The organism is Pantoea sp. UBA5035 (assembly GCF_002415245.1).
In the GTDB taxonomy this organism is placed as follows: domain Bacteria; phylum Pseudomonadota; class Gammaproteobacteria; order Enterobacterales; family Enterobacteriaceae; genus Pantoea; species Pantoea septica.
On the sequence record NZ_DICD01000010.1, the window covers coordinates 202,986 to 218,511 of the forward strand.

20 protein-coding genes and 1 other RNA gene are annotated in these 15,526 nt (G+C 58.3%); 9 read left to right on the top strand and 12 right to left on the bottom strand.

The window, feature by feature from the left end:
* Nucleotides 1-51: 51 nt before the first annotated feature.
* A complete protein-coding gene (gene tesB, locus B3229_RS07390; protein WP_286870229.1) occupies nt 52-915 on the bottom strand; it encodes an acyl-CoA thioesterase II in 864 nt (287 codons plus the stop codon).
* A gap of 200 nt (nt 916-1,115) precedes the next feature.
* Between tesB and B3229_RS07395 the strand changes: the two genes are divergently transcribed.
* On the top strand, nt 1,116-1,673 hold the full coding sequence (locus B3229_RS07395; protein WP_048784562.1) for a YbaY family lipoprotein: 558 nt from the start codon (nt 1,116-1,118) through the stop codon (nt 1,671-1,673).
* A gap of 32 nt (nt 1,674-1,705) precedes the next feature.
* On the opposite strand, the gene B3229_RS07400 is transcribed toward B3229_RS07395, so the two are convergent.
* Nucleotides 1,706-2,017, bottom strand: a complete 312-nt coding sequence (locus B3229_RS07400; protein ID WP_048784561.1) for an MGMT family protein — start codon at nt 2,015-2,017, stop codon at nt 1,706-1,708.
* A 166-nt stretch (nt 2,018-2,183) separates the two neighbouring features.
* Here B3229_RS07400 and ffs point away from each other — a divergent pair.
* Nucleotides 2,184-2,280: signal recognition particle sRNA small type (gene ffs / locus B3229_RS07405), an RNA gene on the top strand.
* 126 nt (nt 2,281-2,406) lie between these two features.
* Here the strand turns inward: ffs and B3229_RS07410 are convergent.
* The 3 genes from B3229_RS07410 to B3229_RS07420 all read right to left on the bottom strand — a co-directional run bounded on the left by B3229_RS07410 (nt 2,407) and on the right by B3229_RS07420 (nt 3,528).
* Nucleotides 2,407-2,625: an HHA domain-containing protein gene (locus B3229_RS07410; RefSeq protein WP_033752683.1), complete on the bottom strand. Its 219-nt coding sequence runs from the start codon at nt 2,623-2,625 to the stop codon at nt 2,407-2,409.
* Nucleotides 2,626-2,648: 23 nt separating this feature from the next.
* Nucleotides 2,649-3,026 carry an Hha toxicity modulator TomB gene (gene tomB / locus B3229_RS07415; protein ID WP_033752682.1) on the bottom strand — a complete coding sequence of 126 codons (378 nt, stop codon included), beginning with the start codon at nt 3,024-3,026 and terminating at the stop codon, nt 2,649-2,651.
* 148 nt (nt 3,027-3,174) lie between these two features.
* Complete coding sequence (locus B3229_RS07420) at nt 3,175-3,528, bottom strand: hypothetical protein (protein ID WP_048784560.1); 354 nt, start codon at nt 3,526-3,528, stop codon at nt 3,175-3,177.
* 349 nt (nt 3,529-3,877) lie between these two features.
* Between B3229_RS07420 and B3229_RS07425 the strand changes: the two genes are divergently transcribed.
* From B3229_RS07425 to B3229_RS07435, 3 genes are read left to right on the top strand one after another with little or no spacing between them, the layout of a single operon-like run.
* Nucleotides 3,878-4,546 carry a metal ABC transporter ATP-binding protein gene (locus tag B3229_RS07425; protein ID WP_286870230.1) on the top strand — a complete coding sequence of 223 codons (669 nt, stop codon included), beginning with the start codon at nt 3,878-3,880 and terminating at the stop codon, nt 4,544-4,546.
* Nucleotides 4,543-5,382, top strand: a complete 840-nt coding sequence (locus B3229_RS07430) for a metal ABC transporter permease (RefSeq protein ID WP_286870231.1) — start codon at nt 4,543-4,545, stop codon at nt 5,380-5,382. The genes B3229_RS07425 and B3229_RS07430 overlap by 4 nt, the downstream gene beginning before the upstream one ends.
* A gap of 12 nt (nt 5,383-5,394) precedes the next feature.
* Nucleotides 5,395-6,273, top strand: a complete 879-nt coding sequence (locus tag B3229_RS07435; protein ID WP_286870232.1) for a metal ABC transporter substrate-binding protein — start codon at nt 5,395-5,397, stop codon at nt 6,271-6,273.
* A gap of 41 nt (nt 6,274-6,314) precedes the next feature.
* On the opposite strand, the gene ykgO is transcribed toward B3229_RS07435, so the two are convergent.
* The 4 genes from ykgO to B3229_RS07455 all read right to left on the bottom strand — a co-directional run bounded on the left by ykgO (nt 6,315) and on the right by B3229_RS07455 (nt 11,297).
* Nucleotides 6,315-6,455, bottom strand: a complete 141-nt coding sequence (gene ykgO, locus B3229_RS07440; protein ID WP_071997379.1) for a type B 50S ribosomal protein L36 — start codon at nt 6,453-6,455, stop codon at nt 6,315-6,317.
* Nucleotides 6,456-6,457: 2 nt separating this feature from the next.
* A complete protein-coding gene (locus B3229_RS07445) occupies nt 6,458-6,718 on the bottom strand; it encodes a type B 50S ribosomal protein L31 (RefSeq protein ID WP_286870233.1) in 261 nt (86 codons plus the stop codon).
* Between the two features lie 204 nt (nt 6,719-6,922).
* Nucleotides 6,923-10,078, bottom strand: coding sequence for an efflux RND transporter permease subunit (locus tag B3229_RS07450; protein WP_286870234.1), 3,156 nt, complete (start codon nt 10,076-10,078; stop codon nt 6,923-6,925).
* A 16-nt stretch (nt 10,079-10,094) separates the two neighbouring features.
* Nucleotides 10,095-11,297: an efflux RND transporter periplasmic adaptor subunit gene (locus tag B3229_RS07455; RefSeq protein ID WP_033752673.1), complete on the bottom strand. Its 1,203-nt coding sequence runs from the start codon at nt 11,295-11,297 to the stop codon at nt 10,095-10,097.
* Nucleotides 11,298-11,439: 142 nt separating this feature from the next.
* Here B3229_RS07455 and acrR point away from each other — a divergent pair, with 142 nt between their 5' ends.
* Nucleotides 11,440-12,084 (top strand): multidrug efflux transporter transcriptional repressor AcrR, encoded by a 645-nt coding sequence (gene acrR, locus B3229_RS07460; protein WP_033752672.1) that lies wholly within the window; start codon nt 11,440-11,442, stop codon nt 12,082-12,084.
* Here acrR and rsmS read toward each other — a convergent pair.
* Genes rsmS through priC form a run of 3 tightly spaced genes read right to left on the bottom strand, consistent with a single transcriptional unit; the run spans nt 12,075 to nt 13,043 of the window.
* Nucleotides 12,075-12,230, bottom strand: a complete 156-nt coding sequence (gene rsmS / locus B3229_RS07465; protein ID WP_065426302.1) for a pleiotropic regulatory protein RsmS — start codon at nt 12,228-12,230, stop codon at nt 12,075-12,077. The two genes, acrR and rsmS, sit on opposite strands and share 10 nt — an antisense overlap.
* A gap of 9 nt (nt 12,231-12,239) precedes the next feature.
* Nucleotides 12,240-12,485 (bottom strand): GlsB/YeaQ/YmgE family stress response membrane protein, encoded by a 246-nt coding sequence (locus tag B3229_RS07470; RefSeq protein WP_048784553.1) that lies wholly within the window; start codon nt 12,483-12,485, stop codon nt 12,240-12,242.
* 36 nt (nt 12,486-12,521) lie between these two features.
* Nucleotides 12,522-13,043 (bottom strand): primosomal replication protein PriC, encoded by a 522-nt coding sequence (gene priC / locus B3229_RS07475; protein ID WP_048784552.1) that lies wholly within the window; start codon nt 13,041-13,043, stop codon nt 12,522-12,524.
* A gap of 56 nt (nt 13,044-13,099) precedes the next feature.
* On the opposite strand from priC, the gene B3229_RS07480 reads away from it, so the two are divergent.
* The 3 genes from B3229_RS07480 to dnaX form a co-directional block, all read left to right on the top strand.
* Nucleotides 13,100-13,489: a DUF454 family protein gene (locus B3229_RS07480; protein ID WP_286870235.1), complete on the top strand. Its 390-nt coding sequence runs from the start codon at nt 13,100-13,102 to the stop codon at nt 13,487-13,489.
* A gap of 141 nt (nt 13,490-13,630) precedes the next feature.
* Entirely contained in the window at nt 13,631-14,182 is a 552-nt protein-coding gene (gene apt, locus B3229_RS07485) for an adenine phosphoribosyltransferase (protein WP_048784550.1), read from the top strand.
* A 139-nt stretch (nt 14,183-14,321) separates the two neighbouring features.
* On the top strand, nt 14,322-15,526 hold a 1,205-nt coding region (gene dnaX / locus B3229_RS07490; protein ID WP_286870236.1), incomplete at its 3' end, for a DNA polymerase III subunit gamma/tau.

Sequence of the window (15,526 nt, forward strand, 5' to 3'; positions counted from 1 at the left end):
AAAGGGGCGACGATTCGCCCCTTATTTTTTGCCTTTGCGCGGCCTGATAGCTTATTCGCTGCGCTGACGCATCACCCCTTCCTGCACGGTCGAAGCGACCAGCACGCCCTGCTGGTTATAGAACTCGCCGCGCACAAAACCGCGCGCCCCGGAGGCCGAGGTGCTTACTACGCTGTAGAGCAGCCAGTCGCTGAAGTTGAACGGGCGGTGAAACCACATGGAATGGTCGATGGTGGCGACCTGCATATCCGCCTCAAGAAATCCCTTGCCGTGCGGCTGCAGCGCCACCGGCAGAAAGTTGAGATCGGAGGCGTAGCCCAGCAGGTACTGGTGAATGCGCAGATCGGCAGGCAGCCCGCCGTTGGCGCGGATCCAGACCTGACGCACCGGCTCGTCGACGCGCCCTTTCAGCGGATTGTGGATCTGAACCGGGCGTATCTCCAGCGGCCGCTCGGCGATAAACTTCTCCCGCACCTTTTCCGGCAGCAGATGCGCCATCTTTTGCGCCAGATCCTGCTCTGACGCCAGCGTCTCCGGGCCGGGCACTTCAGGCATCACGTTTTGATGCTCGAAGCCGCTCTCGGGCGCCTGGAACGAGGCGGTCATATAGAAAATAGGCTGCCCGTTCTGTACCGCGCTGACGCGGCGCGCGCTAAAGCTTTTGCCGTCGCGCAGGGTTTCCACATCGTAAATAATGCCTTTTTTGCTGTCGCCCGGCCGTAAAAAGTAGCTGTGGAAAGAGTGGATAATACGCTCTTCCGGCACGGTCTGTTTCGCCGCGTAGAGCGCCTGGCCGACCACCTGACCGCCAAACACCTGACGCAGTCCTAAATCTTCGCTCTGGCCGCGAAAGAGACCCTCTTCCAGCTTTTCCAGATTTAATAAATTCAGCAGATTTTGCAGCGCCTGGCTCATAGTGCAATCCTCACAAAGTTAACCCGCTCAGTGTGAAAGATCCGACCAGTTGCCGTCAATCAAAGAGTGCAGCGGACGCCACGCGGGGAGAGAGAGGAAATATCTGGATTTTATGCCAGGATTAACCACATAAGGCGAATGAAACCCCAGGCGATGAATTCGCAGCCGATAATCATAGTGATCAGATGGAGACGACATCAATGAAACTCTGGCAAGTGGTAAGTGGTATTACCTTAATTGCAGCCGCCGCAGGCTGCGCCGATCACAGCAAGCCGGTACCGGTACCGACGCTGGGCGCCAGCGCGGCAGGGCAACAGGCGGCGATTGCGCAGCCTAACGTGAGCGGTTCAGTCTATATTCGTCAGCGGATCGCATTGCCGCCTGACGCGGTGCTGACGGTCACGCTCTCCGACGCAACAGTATCGAACGCGCCATCGAAAGTGCTGTCGCAGCGCGCCGTGCACACGCAGGGCAAGCAGGCGCCGTTCCAGTTCGTGCTGCCGTTTAACCCGGCGGATATCCAGCCTAACGCGCGTATTCTGCTGAGCGCGGCTATTACTATCGACGGCAAGCTGGCCTTTATCACCGATTCGGTGAAACCGGTCATCAACCAGGGCGGCACCAAAGCAGAACTGCTGCTGGTGCCGGTACCGCAAACCGCGCTGCCTACGCAGCCCGGCGCGGTCAGCACTGTGCCGTCGACCTCGCCGACTCAGGTCACGCCATCTTCCGCCGTGCCTGCACCAACCAGTCTGTAATCACCTCAGAGCGGGGCGGTTTCGCCCCGCTGTCAGGGCTGCCAGCGATAAACATCCAGCGCGACGCGCCCGTCGTCGCTTATCTCAATGCCTTCCGCCGCCAGCGCGTCGCGCTGTCTTAACAGATCGTCGCCCTGTAGCGAAATAGTGCCGTGACGGTTAATGACGCGATGCCACGGCAGCCGACTGCCGGCGGGCAAACGACGCAGTACGCCACCCACCTGACGCGCCGCGCGCGGCGAACCTGCCAGCCGGGCGATATCGCCATAGGTGGCGACTTTGCCTGGCGGAATAGCGGCCACGATGTGCCATATGCGCTGCTGAAAACTCTCTTGCGAATCCATAGCGACCTTGCGCAGAAGCAAAAACGCTACTGTAGCACAGCCATGCGGCCCTCTGGCGAGACGCATTGTTCAAGAAAACAACGGTCATCCGGACGGCGCTTGCAATTGCCGGGGGCTTCCCTGATAATGCCCCCGCCTTCGAAAGAGGGCTTGTCAATGGAGGCTCTGTTGGTCCTCCCGCAATGCTAACTTGTGAACTCGGTCAGGTCCGGAAGGAAGCAGCCGCAGCAGGCGACGCGTGTGCCGGGATGTGGCTGGCAGGGCCTCCACCACTTTCTCCCCTCGGAAAATCCCCAGACGTCTCTCATAACCGCCACTCCATGGCCAGTTAAAGATTTATTTAGAATAAAGCGGGTGTGTTGTCGCTAAGAGGAAGGAAAAACAGTGTGTTAACGCACAAACTTCCATACTGAGCCAGGAACTTTATCGTAAAGCTTATTCATCGTCAGTTCAGCCAGACGGTGATCGGCGGCTGAGTAAAATACCGCCAGTTCGTCATCGGATAATTCGTACTTATTCTTTTCAATCACGCGTTCAAGCGTATCGATCGAGCGGCAGCGTCTCAGCCGCATCAAATAATCAGTTTTAGTCAGATTTTTATCGTTCATAAATAAACCGGTCTCGTGTTTACCTAAATGGAGTGACTGGGTTGCTGAAGGAAAGCGCACTCTTCGCTAAAAAGATTAAATAAGCGTCGGGCGGAACGCTGCCACCGATTCAGATCCTGGGCGTTGATACCGTAATTAGTGAATAGCATAAAGGTATCGTCAAGATAGTCGTCGATTTGCGTTATCAGATCTTCATCTTCAGCATGCTTTATTTTGTAATTCATCGTGAAAGAAGCAATGTGCTCAATCAAATCATTAAGCTGTAAATTGTTCTCAGAAGTTGGGTCGTTAACCCAGCCGTGATGGCTGTCGGTCAGCGTCGCCATGCTTTCGTCAAACAGGCTCTCACACAGGAATTTAAGCTGGGCAATATCATGCCGTTTCGGTGAGTACTCGTCCATCTTTTTCCCCTCCATAGCTTGCACGGATACCGCAATGCGGCGAGTTAAGGTTAAGCGGCCAGGAAGTGGTTACGAATAGCGGTCAGGGCTTGGGATACATTAAATATAAAACACAATCATTAGATTTGCTCACCTCAATTACCAAATATTACAATTCGTCAGCGGGTGAGGGGTGCTGGCTCTCAATCAGCTCAAACTCAAGTCTGCCGGGAAGAACCTGAAACAGAACCTGCTCTTCGCGGGTAAAAACTTCATTTAAATCCAGACAAGGACTAAATATATGTCCATCAAATTGATAAAGCATTTTAAAACGATTGCTGGCTAACTTTTCTACAGACTTTATTTTAAAACTCTCTGGAACTAACTGCGCATGCGGTGAATACCATTGCAAATCACCTGCCAGAGGTTGCGCTATTTTGGGAATATTCCGTTGGATAAACGCCGTTAATTCTGGGACAGGCGGGTTATCCGGGTTGATATTGCTTTCAAGCTGCAGAGACATTTCATTTACCGCTTCAATAGATTGTTAAACCGATCATTAGACTTGTGCAACCACTTTGCAACTCCTCTCTTAACGGCAAAACCTATTGTTATTATTCCTAAAGCTTTTTTCCTCACTGAATCAGATAAATGGCATCTCTTTTTAAGAAGGCGTACAGGACGGCTGATACCTTTTGAAACATATTGCCTGCACGCCTCGCGCTAAAATTAGGATAGATTATTGTTATGTTATAACATAATGAGTGGGTTATGAATCAGAGTGGAATGCTGCTTTCACTGGGCGGAAGAGTCGCTGTCGCCTTGTTCATCATTGTCCTGCTGGCGCTGGCGATAAAATGGGGAGTCGCATCATGATGCGCTTCACCCAACTGCAGGCTGGCTATCAGAACAGGGCGGTAACGCCGGTCATTAATGCCGAGTTAACGTCCGGCAGCATGACGGCGCTGGTCGGCGCTAACGGTAGCGGCAAATCGACGCTGCTAAAAACCATCGCCGGACTGATAAAACCGGTTGCCGGAAAGTGCGAGCTGCAACTTCCCCGGAAGGCTATCGGCTGGATGCCGCAGCGCAGCGAACTGGAAACGCGCTTTCCGTTAACCGTTTTTGAACTGGTGTCGATCGGCTGCTGGCCGCGCTGCGGCTGGTTTGGCGGCATCAGCCGCACCATGCGTCGGGAGATCGAGCGAGCGCTGGATGCGGTGCAAATGCGCGATTTCGCCAGTTCGCAGCCCGCCACGCTGTCGGGCGGTCAGCTGCAGCGCGTGCTATTCGCCCGGCTGCTGCTGCAGCGCAGCCCGCTGTGGCTGCTGGATGAGCCTTTTAACGGCATCGACAGCAAAACCGTGACGCTGCTGATGTCGATCCTGCAACAGCAGCGGCAGGCGGGCACCACGCTGCTGGTGGTGCTGCACGACCGCCCGCTGGTAGAGCGCTATTTCAGCGAGATGCTGTCGCTGGACGATGCTGGCGCGCCCCCTGCCAGAGAGGCGTCGGTCGCCCTGCGGAGCCTGGCCTCATGACGCTGATTCAGCCTTTTATCGAATTCGGCTTTATGCGGCGCGCGCTGATCGCCTGCGTGACGCTGGCGGTCAGCGCTACGCCGCTCGGCGTTTTCTTATCGCTGCGTCGCATGAGCCTGATTGGCGACGCGCTGTCGCACGCGGTTTTGCCGGGCGCGGCCATCGGCTATCTGATATCGGGCCTGTCGCTGGTGGCGATGGGCGTTGGCGGGCTTATCGCCGGGCTGGCGGTGGCGCTGCTCTCCGGCGCCGTAAGCCGCTACACGCCGCTGAAAGAGGACGCCAGCTTCGCCGGTTTCTACCTGGGCTCGCTGGCGCTCGGCGTCACGCTGGTATCGCTGCGCGGATCGAGCGTCGATCTGCTGCATGTGCTGTTCGGTTCGCTGCTGGCGGTGGATAAGCCAGCGCTGCTGCTGGTCGGCGCCATTGCCGCCTTTACCCTGCTGATGCTGGCGGCGATCTACCGGCCGCTGGTGATTGACGCTTTCGATCCCGATTTTCTGCGCGCGCAGGGTAAATGGAGCGCGCCCCTGGTGCATAGCCTGTTTCTGCTATTGGTGGTGCTGAATCTGGTGGCGGGCTTTCAGGTGCTTGGCACGCTGATGTCGGTCGGGCTGATGATGCTGCCCGCCGCCAGCGCCCGCTTCTGGAGCCGGCATCTGGCATGGATGCTCGCCGCTGCGATGGGGCTGGCGATTGCCGCGGCCGTTATCGGACTGGTGCTCTCCTGGCGCTTCTCGCTGCCGGCGGGCCCGGCGGTGGTGCTGAGCGCCGCGCTGCTCTTTTTTCTTTCTATTCTGGCAGGTCCATGCGGCGGCCTTCTGCGCCGCCATTAAACAGGGGTATTTATGAAGAAGTTACCGTTAAGCCTGGCGATCGGCGCGCTGCTGATCAGCCCGCTATCCATGGCGAAAACCGTGAATGTCGTCGCCAGTTTTACCGTACTGGCGGATATCGTGAAGCAGGTGGGCGGCGAGCACGTGAACGTAAAATCGCTGGTTGGGCCGAATGGCGATCCCCATACCTTCGAGCCGACGCCGCAGGATAGCCAGGCGCTGGCCAGCGCGGATCTGGTTTTCGTCAGCGGCCTGGGGCTGGAGGGCTGGATGGATCGTCTGGTGAGCGCTTCGGGCTATAAAGGCGACGCCGTGGTGGCCTCGCGCGGGGTAGCGACGCGCAGGATGGAAGAGGAGGGGAAAACCGTGACCGATCCCCACGCGTGGAATAGCATGCAAAACGGCGTCATCTACGCCGCCAACGTGATGAATGCCCTGATTAAGGCGGATCCGCAAGACGCCGATGCGATTCGCCGCAGCGGCGAAAAGTATATTCAGCAGCTGCAGACGCTGGACGGCTGGGCAAAAAGCGCCTTTGCGGCGATACCTGCGGCAAAGCGCAAGGTGCTGACCAGCCACGACGCGTTCGGCTATTTCGGGCAGCGCTACGGCGTGACCTTTCTGGCGCCGGTCGGCTTCTCTACCGAAGCGGAAGCGAGCGCCAGCGAGGTCGGCGGGCTGATCCAGCAGCTCAAGGCTGAGCATATCCATAGCTATTTTATTGAAAATCAGACCGACCCACGCCTGGTGAAGCAGATCGCCAGCGCAACCGGCGCGCAGCCGGGCGGCGAGCTCTATCCAGAAGCGCTGTCGCAGCCTTCCGGTCCTGCGCCCACCTATGTCGCGGCGTTCCGTCACAATGTCGAAGCGATGATCCGCAGCATGAAATAAAAAAGGCCGGGGAGTTCCCCGGCCAGCTGTCACGACACTCACTAACGTTTCTTCTTTCTTCCCTGCACCGCTTTAAAGCGCGGATTCGATTTGCAAATCACAAAAACACGTCCGTGACGGCGCACGATCTTGCAATCCTTGTGGCGCTTCTTTGCCGACGCCAGCGAACTCAATACCTGCATTTTTAGCGTCCTGATTTATTAAGAAAGCGGCCGAAGCGCTGGTTGAAGCGCGCGGCGCTCCCCTCTTTGGCGAACTCTTTCTGCTTGCCGGTGTAGTAGGGGTGGGAAGCAGACGAGACGTCCAGCGTCATATAGGGCAAGGTTTCACCTTCGAACTCGACGGTGCGCTCGGTTTTGATGGTGGAGCCGATTTTGAAATATTTATCGACGGTGGTGTCGTGGAACACCACAGGACGATAGTCAGGATGAATAGTCGGTTTCATAACGCCTCGAAAATGTTATGTTATAAAGTAACAATATTATGGCGCGCGTTGGCGATAAATGCAACCTGTGTCGGCCAGGATGGCAAAAAGATCCTTCAGCGATCTTTTGCGGGTTAACCATCGGGTAAGTGAGTGAAGAGGGGCGAACAGGCGCGCAAGCAATAAAAAAGGCCGCTTGCGCGGCCTTTTGTGATTCAGCAAAGATTAATGCTGATGGCTCTGTTCGGTTGAGTGACCTTTTTCCAGTTCCGCTTTGTTCTTGCCGAAGCGGCGGCGCACCACCACGAAGAAGACCGGAACGAAGAAGATCGCCAGCGCAGTCGCCGTCACCATCCCGCCCATTACGCCGGTACCGACGGCGTTCTGCGCGCCGGAACCTGCGCCGGTGCTGATCGCCAGCGGCAACACGCCGAGAATAAAGGCGAGCGAGGTCATCAGAATCGGACGCAGACGCATACGACAGGCTTCCAGCGTCGCCTCTACCAGACCTTTGCCCTCTTTCTCCATTAAATCCTTGGCGAATTCGACGATCAGAATGGCGTTCTTCGCCGATAGCCCGACGGTGGTCAACAGACCCACCACGAAGTAAACGTCGTTGCTTAGTCCGCGCAGCGTGGTAAAGATCAGCGCGCCGATAACCCCGAGCGGCACCACCAGCATTACCGAGAACGGAATCGACCAGCTCTCATAGAGCGCCGCCAGACAGAGGAAGACCACAATCAGCGAGATCGCATAGAGCGCAGGCGCTTGGTTGCCGGAGAGGCGTTCCTGGTAGGACATGCCGGTCCAGTCATAGCCGATGCCCGCAGGCAGTTTCGACGCCAGCTCTTCCATCAGGTTCATGGCGTCGCCGGAGCTCTTGCCTGGCGCAGCCTGGCCCAGAATCTCCATCGACGGCAGGCCGTTATAGCGCTCCAGACGCGGCGAACCGTACTGCCACTTCGCCGACGAGAAGGCGGAGAAGGGCACCATATTGCCGCTGCTGTTGCGTACGTACCATTTGCTAATGTCGTCAGGCAGCATACGATCTTTGGCTTCGCCCATTACGTAGACCTTCTTCACGCGGCCGCGATCGATAAAGTCATTGACGTAAGAGCCGCCCCAGGCGGAACCGAGCGTGGTATTGATATCGGAAAGCGATACCCCCAGCGCCTGCGCCTTTTCCTGATCGATAGTCAGCTTGTACTGCGGCGTATCTTCCAGGCCGTTAGGACGCACGCCCACCAGCGTATCGGCGTGCTGCGCCACCATACCCAGCAGCTGATTACGCGCTTCGGTCAGTTTTTCATGACCAAGGTTGTTCTGGTCGATCAGCTCAAAGTCGAAGCCGGTGGCGTTACCCAGTTCGATAATCGCCGGCAGGTTGAACGGGAACACCATCGCATCTTTGATCTGGCCCAGCGCGGCCATGGCGCGACCGGCGATAGCCGGCACCTTCAGATCGCTGCTGCTGCGTTCATCCCAGGGTTTCAGACTGACGAAGGCGATACCGGTGTTCTGACCGCGGCCCGAGAAGCCGAAGCCGTTAACGGTAAACACCGACTTCACGCTGTCCTTCTCTTTATTCAGGAAGTAGTCCGTAATCTGATCCATGACCTTCTGCGTACGCTCCTGCGTCGCGCCCGCAGGCAGCTGCGCCTGAGCGAGCAGCAGGCCCTGATCCTCTTCCGGCAGGAACGAGGAGGGGAGGCGCAGGAACAGATACGCCATGCCCACCACGATCACCAGATAGATCAGCAGATAGCGGCCGGTGCTGCGCACGATATGGCCGACGCTGTCGACGTAGTGGTTGGTGCTCTTGTCGAACAGGCGGTTAAACCAGCCGAAGAAACCGGTGGTTTTGCCGTGATCGCCTTTCTTGATCGGCTTCAGCATCGTGGCGCAGAGCGCCGGCGTCAGGATCAACGCCACCAGCACCGACAGCGCCATCGCAGAAACGATGGTAATAGAGAACTGACGGTAGATAACGCCGGTTGAGCCGCCGAAGAAGGCCATCGGGATAAAGACCGCCGCGAGCACCAGCGCGATACCGACCAGCGCGCCCTGAATCTGCTCCATTGAGACCTTGGTCGCCTCTTTCGGCGGCAGGCCATCTTCGGCCATCACGCGCTCAACGTTCTCCACGACTACGATGGCGTCATCCACCAGCAGGCCGATGGCGAGCACCATACCGAACATCGTCAGCGTGTTTATCGAGTAGCCGAAGGCGCTGATGATAGCGAAGGTGCCGAGCAGCACCACCGGCACCGCGATAGTCGGGATCAGCGTGGCGCGGAAGTTCTGCAGGAAGAGATACATCACCAGGAACACCAGCACGATCGCTTCAAACAGGGTTTTTACGACTTCGAAGATCGAGATTTTAACGAACGGCGTAGTGTCATAGGGGTAAACCACTTTCAGGCCGGCCGGGAAGGTCGACTGCAGTTTGCCCAGCTCCGCCTTCACCGCATTGGCCGTATCCAGCGCGTTTGCGCCGGTCGCCAGTTTGATACCGATACCGGAAGCCGGTTTGCCGTTATAGCGTGCAATAACCTCGTAGTTCTCGCCGCCCAGCTCGATTTTCGCTACGTCGCGCAGGCGAACCTGCGAGCCGTCGGTATTCACCTTCAGCAGGATCTTGCCGAACTCGTCGGTCGAGGTGAGACGCGTCTGGGCGATAATCGAGGCGTTGAGCTGCTGGTTTGGCGCGGCAGGCGCGCCGCCGAGCTGACCCGCCGCGACCTGGGCGTTCTGAGTGTTGATGGCGCTAATGACATCGACCGGCGTCAGCTGGTAGTTATTCAGCTTGGCCGGGTCCATCCAGATACGCATCGCATACTGCGCACCGAAGATCTGGGTATCGCCCACGCCTGGCGTACGGCTGATAGGGTCCTTGATATTCGATGCGACGAAGTCGGAGATATCGTTCTGGGTCATTGAGCCGTCATCGCTGACGAAACCCGCCACCATCAGGAAGCTGCTGGAGGATTTCTGCACCTGAATACCCTGCTGCTGCACTTCCTGCGGCAGCAGCGGCATCGCCAGCTGCAGTTTGTTCTGCACCTGGACCTGCGCGATATCGGGATCGGTGCCGGATTCAAAGCTCAGGGTCAGCTGCAGGTTACCGGAAGAATCACTGTTTGATGAGAAGTACATCAGCCCATCAATACCGTTCATATTCTGTTCGATAACCTGCGTCACGGAGTCCTGCAGCGTTTTCGCATCGGCGCCCGGATAGGCGGCACGAATCTGCACGGCCGGCGGAGCAACATTGGGATATTGCTCGATCGGCAGCTTAAGAATCGATAGCGCACCCGCCAGCATCACGATGATGGCGATTACCCACGCAAAGATGGGGCGATCGATAAAGAACTTAGCCATGTATCAACGGCTCCTGTTAAGACGAAGTTTTTTCAGACTGGGTCTGGGATTGCGCATTCGCGTCAGATTTCTGCTCGGCAGAGACTTCCTGCGGCGTCACCTGAGCGCCTGGCTTCGCGCGCTGCGTGCCGACGCTGATCACGCGTTCACCCTCTTTCAGACCAGAGGTTACCAGCCATTTGTCGCCGATCGCCTGCGCGGCGTTGACGCTGCGCACTTCAACCTTGTTGTCCGCGCCAACCACCATTACGGTCGCCTGACCGGTAGGCGTACGGGCGACGGCCTGCTGCGGAACCAGCAGCGCATTCGGGTTGGTGCCTTCCTCCAGACGCGCGCGGACGAACATGCCCGGCAGCAGTTTGTGATCTGGATTCGGCACGATAGCGCGCAGGGTGATAGAGCCGGTGGTCTCGTCAACCGTCACGTCCGAGAACTCCAGCGTGCCCTTCTGCGGCGATTCGCTGCCGTCCTGCATCAGCAGGGTAACGGTGGCTTTGCCGTCGACCTGTTTCAGCTGACCAGATTCCAGCTCCGCGCGCAGGCGCATAAACTCGTCGCTGGACTGGGTGACGTCGACATACATCGGATCGAGCTGCTGCACAGTGGCCAGCGCGGTGGTCTGCGCACTCTGCACCAGCGCCCCTTCGGTCACGGACGATTTGCCGATACGACCGCTGATAGGCGAGGTCACTTTGGTGTAGGCCAGATTAATACGGGCGGTTTCGACGTTCGCTTTCGCAACCTGCACCGCGGCGGCGTTCTGCGCGGCGGTAGCGACGGCGTTATCGTAATCCTGCTGGCTGATATATTTGGTGCCGAGCAGCGGCTTGTAGCGGTTAACCGTCAGCTGCGCGATGCGGGCGTTGGCTTCCGCCTGCGCCAGATCGCCTTTGGCGCTGTCGTAGCTTGCCTGATAAGTGGCAGGATCGATCTGATAAAGCGATTCGCCCGCTTTGATATCGCTGCCTTCTACAAAATTACGCTTCAGAATGATACCGGAAACCTGAGGGCGCACTTCAGCCACGCGATAGGCGGAGGTACGGCCCGGCAGCTCCGTGGTGATCTTCAGGGGTTCGCTTTTAAGGGTAACAACCCCCACTTCCGGCGGGTGCTGCTGGGCGGCTTGCTGGGATTTATTATCATCACATCCTGTTAACACAAAGCTGCCTGAAAGCATCAGGACGGCCGCCAGAGGCGCTAATCCTCTGTTTTTATTCATAAATAAACCTCTAGTGTCCGATATCAATTGATCAATGGATCACAAACCGATAAACCCATTGCTGCGCTAAAACCCGGGTCGTGCTATGGTACATACATTCACAAATGTATGTAAACTTGCCAGTTTGTAAAAAAAGCTCCCTATGGCACGAAAAACCAAAGCCCAAGCACTTGAAACGCGTCATCAAATTCTTGATGCCGCCCTTGCGTTATTTTCCTGCCAGGGCGTTTCCGCCACTTCGCTTGCGGATATTGCCGCCGCGGCTGGCGTAACGCGGGGCGCAATTTACTGGCACTTTAAAAATAAAGCCGATGTGTTACACGAAATCTGGCTGCGCACCGACGCTGGGCTTGATGATGTGGAACTTGAGTATCAGACAAAATACCCTGGCGATCCACTTTCTGTATTGCGCGCGATGCTGATCTATATCTTTGAAGCGACAGCAAAGGATCCGCAGCGCCGCGCGCTGATGGAGATCATCTTCCATAAGTGCGAGTTCGTCGGCGAAATGGCCGCGCTGCAAATCATGCAGCAAAGCCTGCTGTCAGAGTGTTATGACAAAATAGAAGATGTTTTGAAAGAGTGCATTGAGGCAGGGCAATTACCCGTCACGCTCAATACCCGCCAGGCGGCGCTGCTGATGCGGGGCTACGTCAACGGCATGATGGAGAGCTGGCTGTTTACGCCGGAGAGCTTCGACCTGGCCGCGAGCGCGCCGCAAATCGTCGAAGCCTTTATTGATATGCTGCGTCTGAGTCCGACGTTAACCGCGTCGCATCAGGCCTGACGCTCCGCGTCGCGCTTTTTCTCGTAGTCGCGCTGCACGATCGCCAGCGCCGCCAGCACGGTATCGGCTGGCAAGCGGTTCTCTTCCAGCAACTGAATCAAATCCACCGCCAGTTTTATCTCGTCAGGCGCGTTTTCCAGTGACATTCTCGTTCCTTATATACGCAGTTTCGCTGCGACCAGCAGCATAAGTAGCGCGCCGGCCAGCGCGATGCCGAGCGCGGCGGGGTGGAGCGTCGCCAGCGAGCCAAGATCGAAATAGCTGGCGATATAGCCGCCGACCAGCGCGCCGACGACCGCCAGCACCAGCGTGGCGACAAGGCCACCGGGCCGACCGGGGAAAAAGCGCCGTTTCAACCAGCCCGCGACCGCTCCCGTGATAATCCAGGCGATGATTCCCATTTCAGGCTCCTGAACAGATGGCGCTAAGTATAGGCGTCAGAGAGCGTCGCCGCGCAGCGAAAGCGCCCAGTTCACCGCATGAATCGCCTGACGACAGCGCGCCATGCGGCCCTCCAGCACCTCGAGATCCTGCTTCAACTGCTGCTGCGCCGCCAGGCTCTCTGCCAGCGCCAGCCGCTGTTCGCGCTGGTCGATCATCGCCTGCAGCCGCCGCTCATACTCGCGGTATTCCGCCAGCTTCTGCTGGCGCGGCGTCGCCGCGGGCCGTTCGCGGCGCGGACGCAGCTGCTGCGTATTCGCTTCGCGCTGCAGGGCCGCAATCTGATTCACCAGCTTCTCCGCCAGCCAGACGCGCTCTTGCGCATTCGATGAGGCGCAGAGCAGCTGCAGATTGCGCTCAATCTCCTGCAGATAGTCTGCCAGCCGCGTGCCGCTGGCGGTAAACAGCTGGCGGTCGAAGCGCGGCGTGCGGCAGTAGCCGTCGGGATGGCGCGCGATCTGCGCTTTAAGCGCCGCCAGGCAGGCGGCCAGGCGTTGTTGTGTGGTGGCGTCCGCCATTATCTTTTCCTTATCTGTGCTAACGTAGCGCGCATGCAAAGGATTCAGGCAAGGCTATGCAACGTATTTTACTGCTGACTCTCGGCTGGCTGGCTATCATACTCGGCGCGCTGGGCATTGTATTACCATTATTACCGACCACGCCATTCGTGCTGCTGGCGGCCTGGTGCTTCGCCCGATCGTCGCCGCGCTTTCACCACTGGCTGCTGTGGCGTTCGCCGTTTGGCCGCTATCTGCGCCACTGGCAGCGCCACCGCGCGATGCCGCCGGGCGCGAAAGGGCGCGCCATGGTGCTGACGCTGGCGACCTTTTGCCTCTCAATCTGGCTGGTGAAAATTCTGTGGGTACGCCTTTTTCTTGGCGTAATGCTCTGCTTTTTGCTGCTGATGATGTGGCGTATTCCTGTGGTGGCCGAATCGCCCGACGATCGCGCGCCGCCGCGATAAGGTTGCATTTAGCCGGCCATTTGCTTAGATTTGGGCATCTTCGTGCGTGGCTTCCCTTTTTTTACTCTCTGCGTCTGATTCATTTTGGAATCTGACGCTATGGAAGCTGCGCGATATAAAGTTTTTACCAGGCGTAACATTATGACCGCAACTGCGCAGCAGCTTGAATTCATTAAAGAGAGCATTAAAAGCATTCCGGATTACCCGAAACCCGGGATCCTCTTCCGCGACGTCACCAGCCTGCTGGAAGATCCGCAAGCCTACGCCGCGACCATCGCGCTGCTCGTCGAGCGCTACCGCGATCGTGGCATTACCAAAGTGGTCGGCACCGAAGCGCGCGGTTTCCTGTTCGGCGCGCCGGTCGCGCTGGGATTAGGCGTCGGCTTCGTGCCGGTGCGCAAGCCAGGCAAACTGCCGCGCGAGACCTTCAGCGAATCCTACGAGCTGGAATATGGCACCGATGCGCTCGAGCTGCATAAAGACGCCATTAAGCCTGGCGACGTGGTGCTGGTGGTAGACGATCTGCTGGCGACCGGCGGCACCATCGAAGCCACGGTCAAGCTGATCCGCCGCGCAGGCGGCGAGGTCAAAGACGCCGCGTTCGTGATTAACCTCTTCGATCTGACCGGCGAATCTCGCCTGAAAGCGCTGGGCGTCAACTGCTACAGCCTGGTCAACTTCCCGGGTCACTAAGTGACGATGGCCTCGCCGCGCGCGAGGCCAGCAAGTGATAGGCAATGCCCGCCGTCGCTGTTAAACTACTGCAACGATATACAGGGGTTGCAGCGCGTCTGCGCTCATCTTTCCAACCACATCCAGTGATCGAATCCACATGAGCTATCAGGTACTTGCGCGAAAATGGCGTCCTCAGGCATTTGCTGACGTTGTCGGTCAGGAACATGTCCTGACCGCGCTGGCGAATGGACTGTCACTGGGACGTCTCCATCATGCTTATCTCTTCTCCGGCACGCGCGGCGTGGGCAAAACCACCATCGCGCGCCTGCTGGCGAAGGGACTCAACTGCGAAACCGGCATCACCGCCACGCCGTGCGGCCAGTGCGACAACTGTCGCGAGATCGAACAGGGCCGTTTCGTCGATCTGATCGAAATCGACGCCGCCTCGCGCACCAAGGTGGAAGACACGCGCGATCTGCTGGATAACGTGCAGTATGCCCCCGCGCGCGGCCGCTTTAAGGTCTATCTGATCGACGAAGTGCATATGCTGTCGCGCCACAGCTTCAACGCGCTGCTGAAAACGCTCGAAGAGCCGCCTTCGCACGTTAAATTCCTGCTGGCGACCACCGATCCGCAAAAGCTGCCGGTGACGATCCTCTCCCGCTGCCTGCAGTTTCATCTCAAGGCGCTGGACGTCGAACTGATCCGCAAGCAGCTCGACTATGTGCTGCAGCAGGAGCAGATCGAAAACGAACCGCGCGCGCTGCAGCTGCTGGCGCGCGCCGCCGACGGCAGCATGCGCGACGCGCTTAGCCTGGCCGATCAGGCGATCGCGATGGGGCAGGGCGTAGTCAGCAGCCTCATCGTCAGCCAGATGCTCGGCACGCTGGACGACGAGCAGCCGCTGGGCCTGATCGAGGCGCTGGTGGACGGCAGCGGCGAACAGGTGATGACGCTGCTCAACCAGGCCGCGTCGCGCGGCGTTGAGTGGGAAGCGCTGCTGGTAGAGATGCTGCGTCTGCTGCACCGTATCGCCATGGTGCAGCTGCTGCCCGGCTCGATCAGCGATGAAGAAGAGAGCCACGCGCCGCGCCTGCGCGAACTGGCGCGCGTGGTGCCGCCCGCCGACGTTCAGCTCTACTATCAGACGCTGCTGATGGGGCGCAAAGATCTGCCGCTGGCGCCTGACCGCCGCATGGGCGTCGAAATGACCCTGCTGCGCGCGCTGGCGTTCCATCCGCAAACGGCGATTGCCGAACCGGCAGCGCGCCCAACCATGACGCCGCAGGCGGAACCGTCCGCCGCAGCCGCGCAGCCTCAGCCGCACGCCGTTGCGCCGCAGCAGCATGTCGCCGCCGCGCA

Excerpts from the sequence above, each read along its gene's own strand:
- tesB (WP_286870229.1), bottom strand. The coding sequence starts at position 915 with ATGAGCCAGGCGCTGCAAAATCTGCTGAATTTATTAAATCTGGAAAAG.
- B3229_RS07395 (WP_048784562.1), top strand. The coding sequence starts at position 1,116 with ATGAAACTCTGGCAAGTGGTAAGTGGTATTACCTTAATTGCAGCCGCC.
- B3229_RS07400 (WP_048784561.1), bottom strand. The coding sequence starts at position 2,017 with ATGGATTCGCAAGAGAGTTTTCAGCAGCGCATATGGCACATCGTGGCC.
- B3229_RS07410 (WP_033752683.1), bottom strand. The coding sequence starts at position 2,625 with ATGAACGATAAAAATCTGACTAAAACTGATTATTTGATGCGGCTGAGA.
- tomB (WP_033752682.1), bottom strand. The coding sequence starts at position 3,026 with ATGGACGAGTACTCACCGAAACGGCATGATATTGCCCAGCTTAAATTC.
- B3229_RS07420 (WP_048784560.1), bottom strand. The coding sequence starts at position 3,528 with ATGTCTCTGCAGCTTGAAAGCAATATCAACCCGGATAACCCGCCTGTC.
- B3229_RS07425 (WP_286870230.1), top strand. The coding sequence starts at position 3,878 with ATGATGCGCTTCACCCAACTGCAGGCTGGCTATCAGAACAGGGCGGTA.
- B3229_RS07430 (WP_286870231.1), top strand. The coding sequence starts at position 4,543 with ATGACGCTGATTCAGCCTTTTATCGAATTCGGCTTTATGCGGCGCGCG.
- B3229_RS07435 (WP_286870232.1), top strand. The coding sequence starts at position 5,395 with ATGAAGAAGTTACCGTTAAGCCTGGCGATCGGCGCGCTGCTGATCAGC.
- ykgO (WP_071997379.1), bottom strand. The coding sequence starts at position 6,455 with ATGCAGGTATTGAGTTCGCTGGCGTCGGCAAAGAAGCGCCACAAGGAT.
- B3229_RS07445 (WP_286870233.1), bottom strand. The coding sequence starts at position 6,718 with ATGAAACCGACTATTCATCCTGACTATCGTCCTGTGGTGTTCCACGAC.
- B3229_RS07450 (WP_286870234.1), bottom strand. The coding sequence starts at position 10,078 with ATGGCTAAGTTCTTTATCGATCGCCCCATCTTTGCGTGGGTAATCGCC.
- B3229_RS07455 (WP_033752673.1), bottom strand. The coding sequence starts at position 11,297 with ATGAATAAAAACAGAGGATTAGCGCCTCTGGCGGCCGTCCTGATGCTT.
- acrR (WP_033752672.1), top strand. The coding sequence starts at position 11,440 with ATGGCACGAAAAACCAAAGCCCAAGCACTTGAAACGCGTCATCAAATT.
- rsmS (WP_065426302.1), bottom strand. The coding sequence starts at position 12,230 with ATGTCACTGGAAAACGCGCCTGACGAGATAAAACTGGCGGTGGATTTG.
- B3229_RS07470 (WP_048784553.1), bottom strand. The coding sequence starts at position 12,485 with ATGGGAATCATCGCCTGGATTATCACGGGAGCGGTCGCGGGCTGGTTG.
- priC (WP_048784552.1), bottom strand. The coding sequence starts at position 13,043 with ATGGCGGACGCCACCACACAACAACGCCTGGCCGCCTGCCTGGCGGCG.
- B3229_RS07480 (WP_286870235.1), top strand. The coding sequence starts at position 13,100 with ATGCAACGTATTTTACTGCTGACTCTCGGCTGGCTGGCTATCATACTC.
- apt (WP_048784550.1), top strand. The coding sequence starts at position 13,631 with ATGACCGCAACTGCGCAGCAGCTTGAATTCATTAAAGAGAGCATTAAA.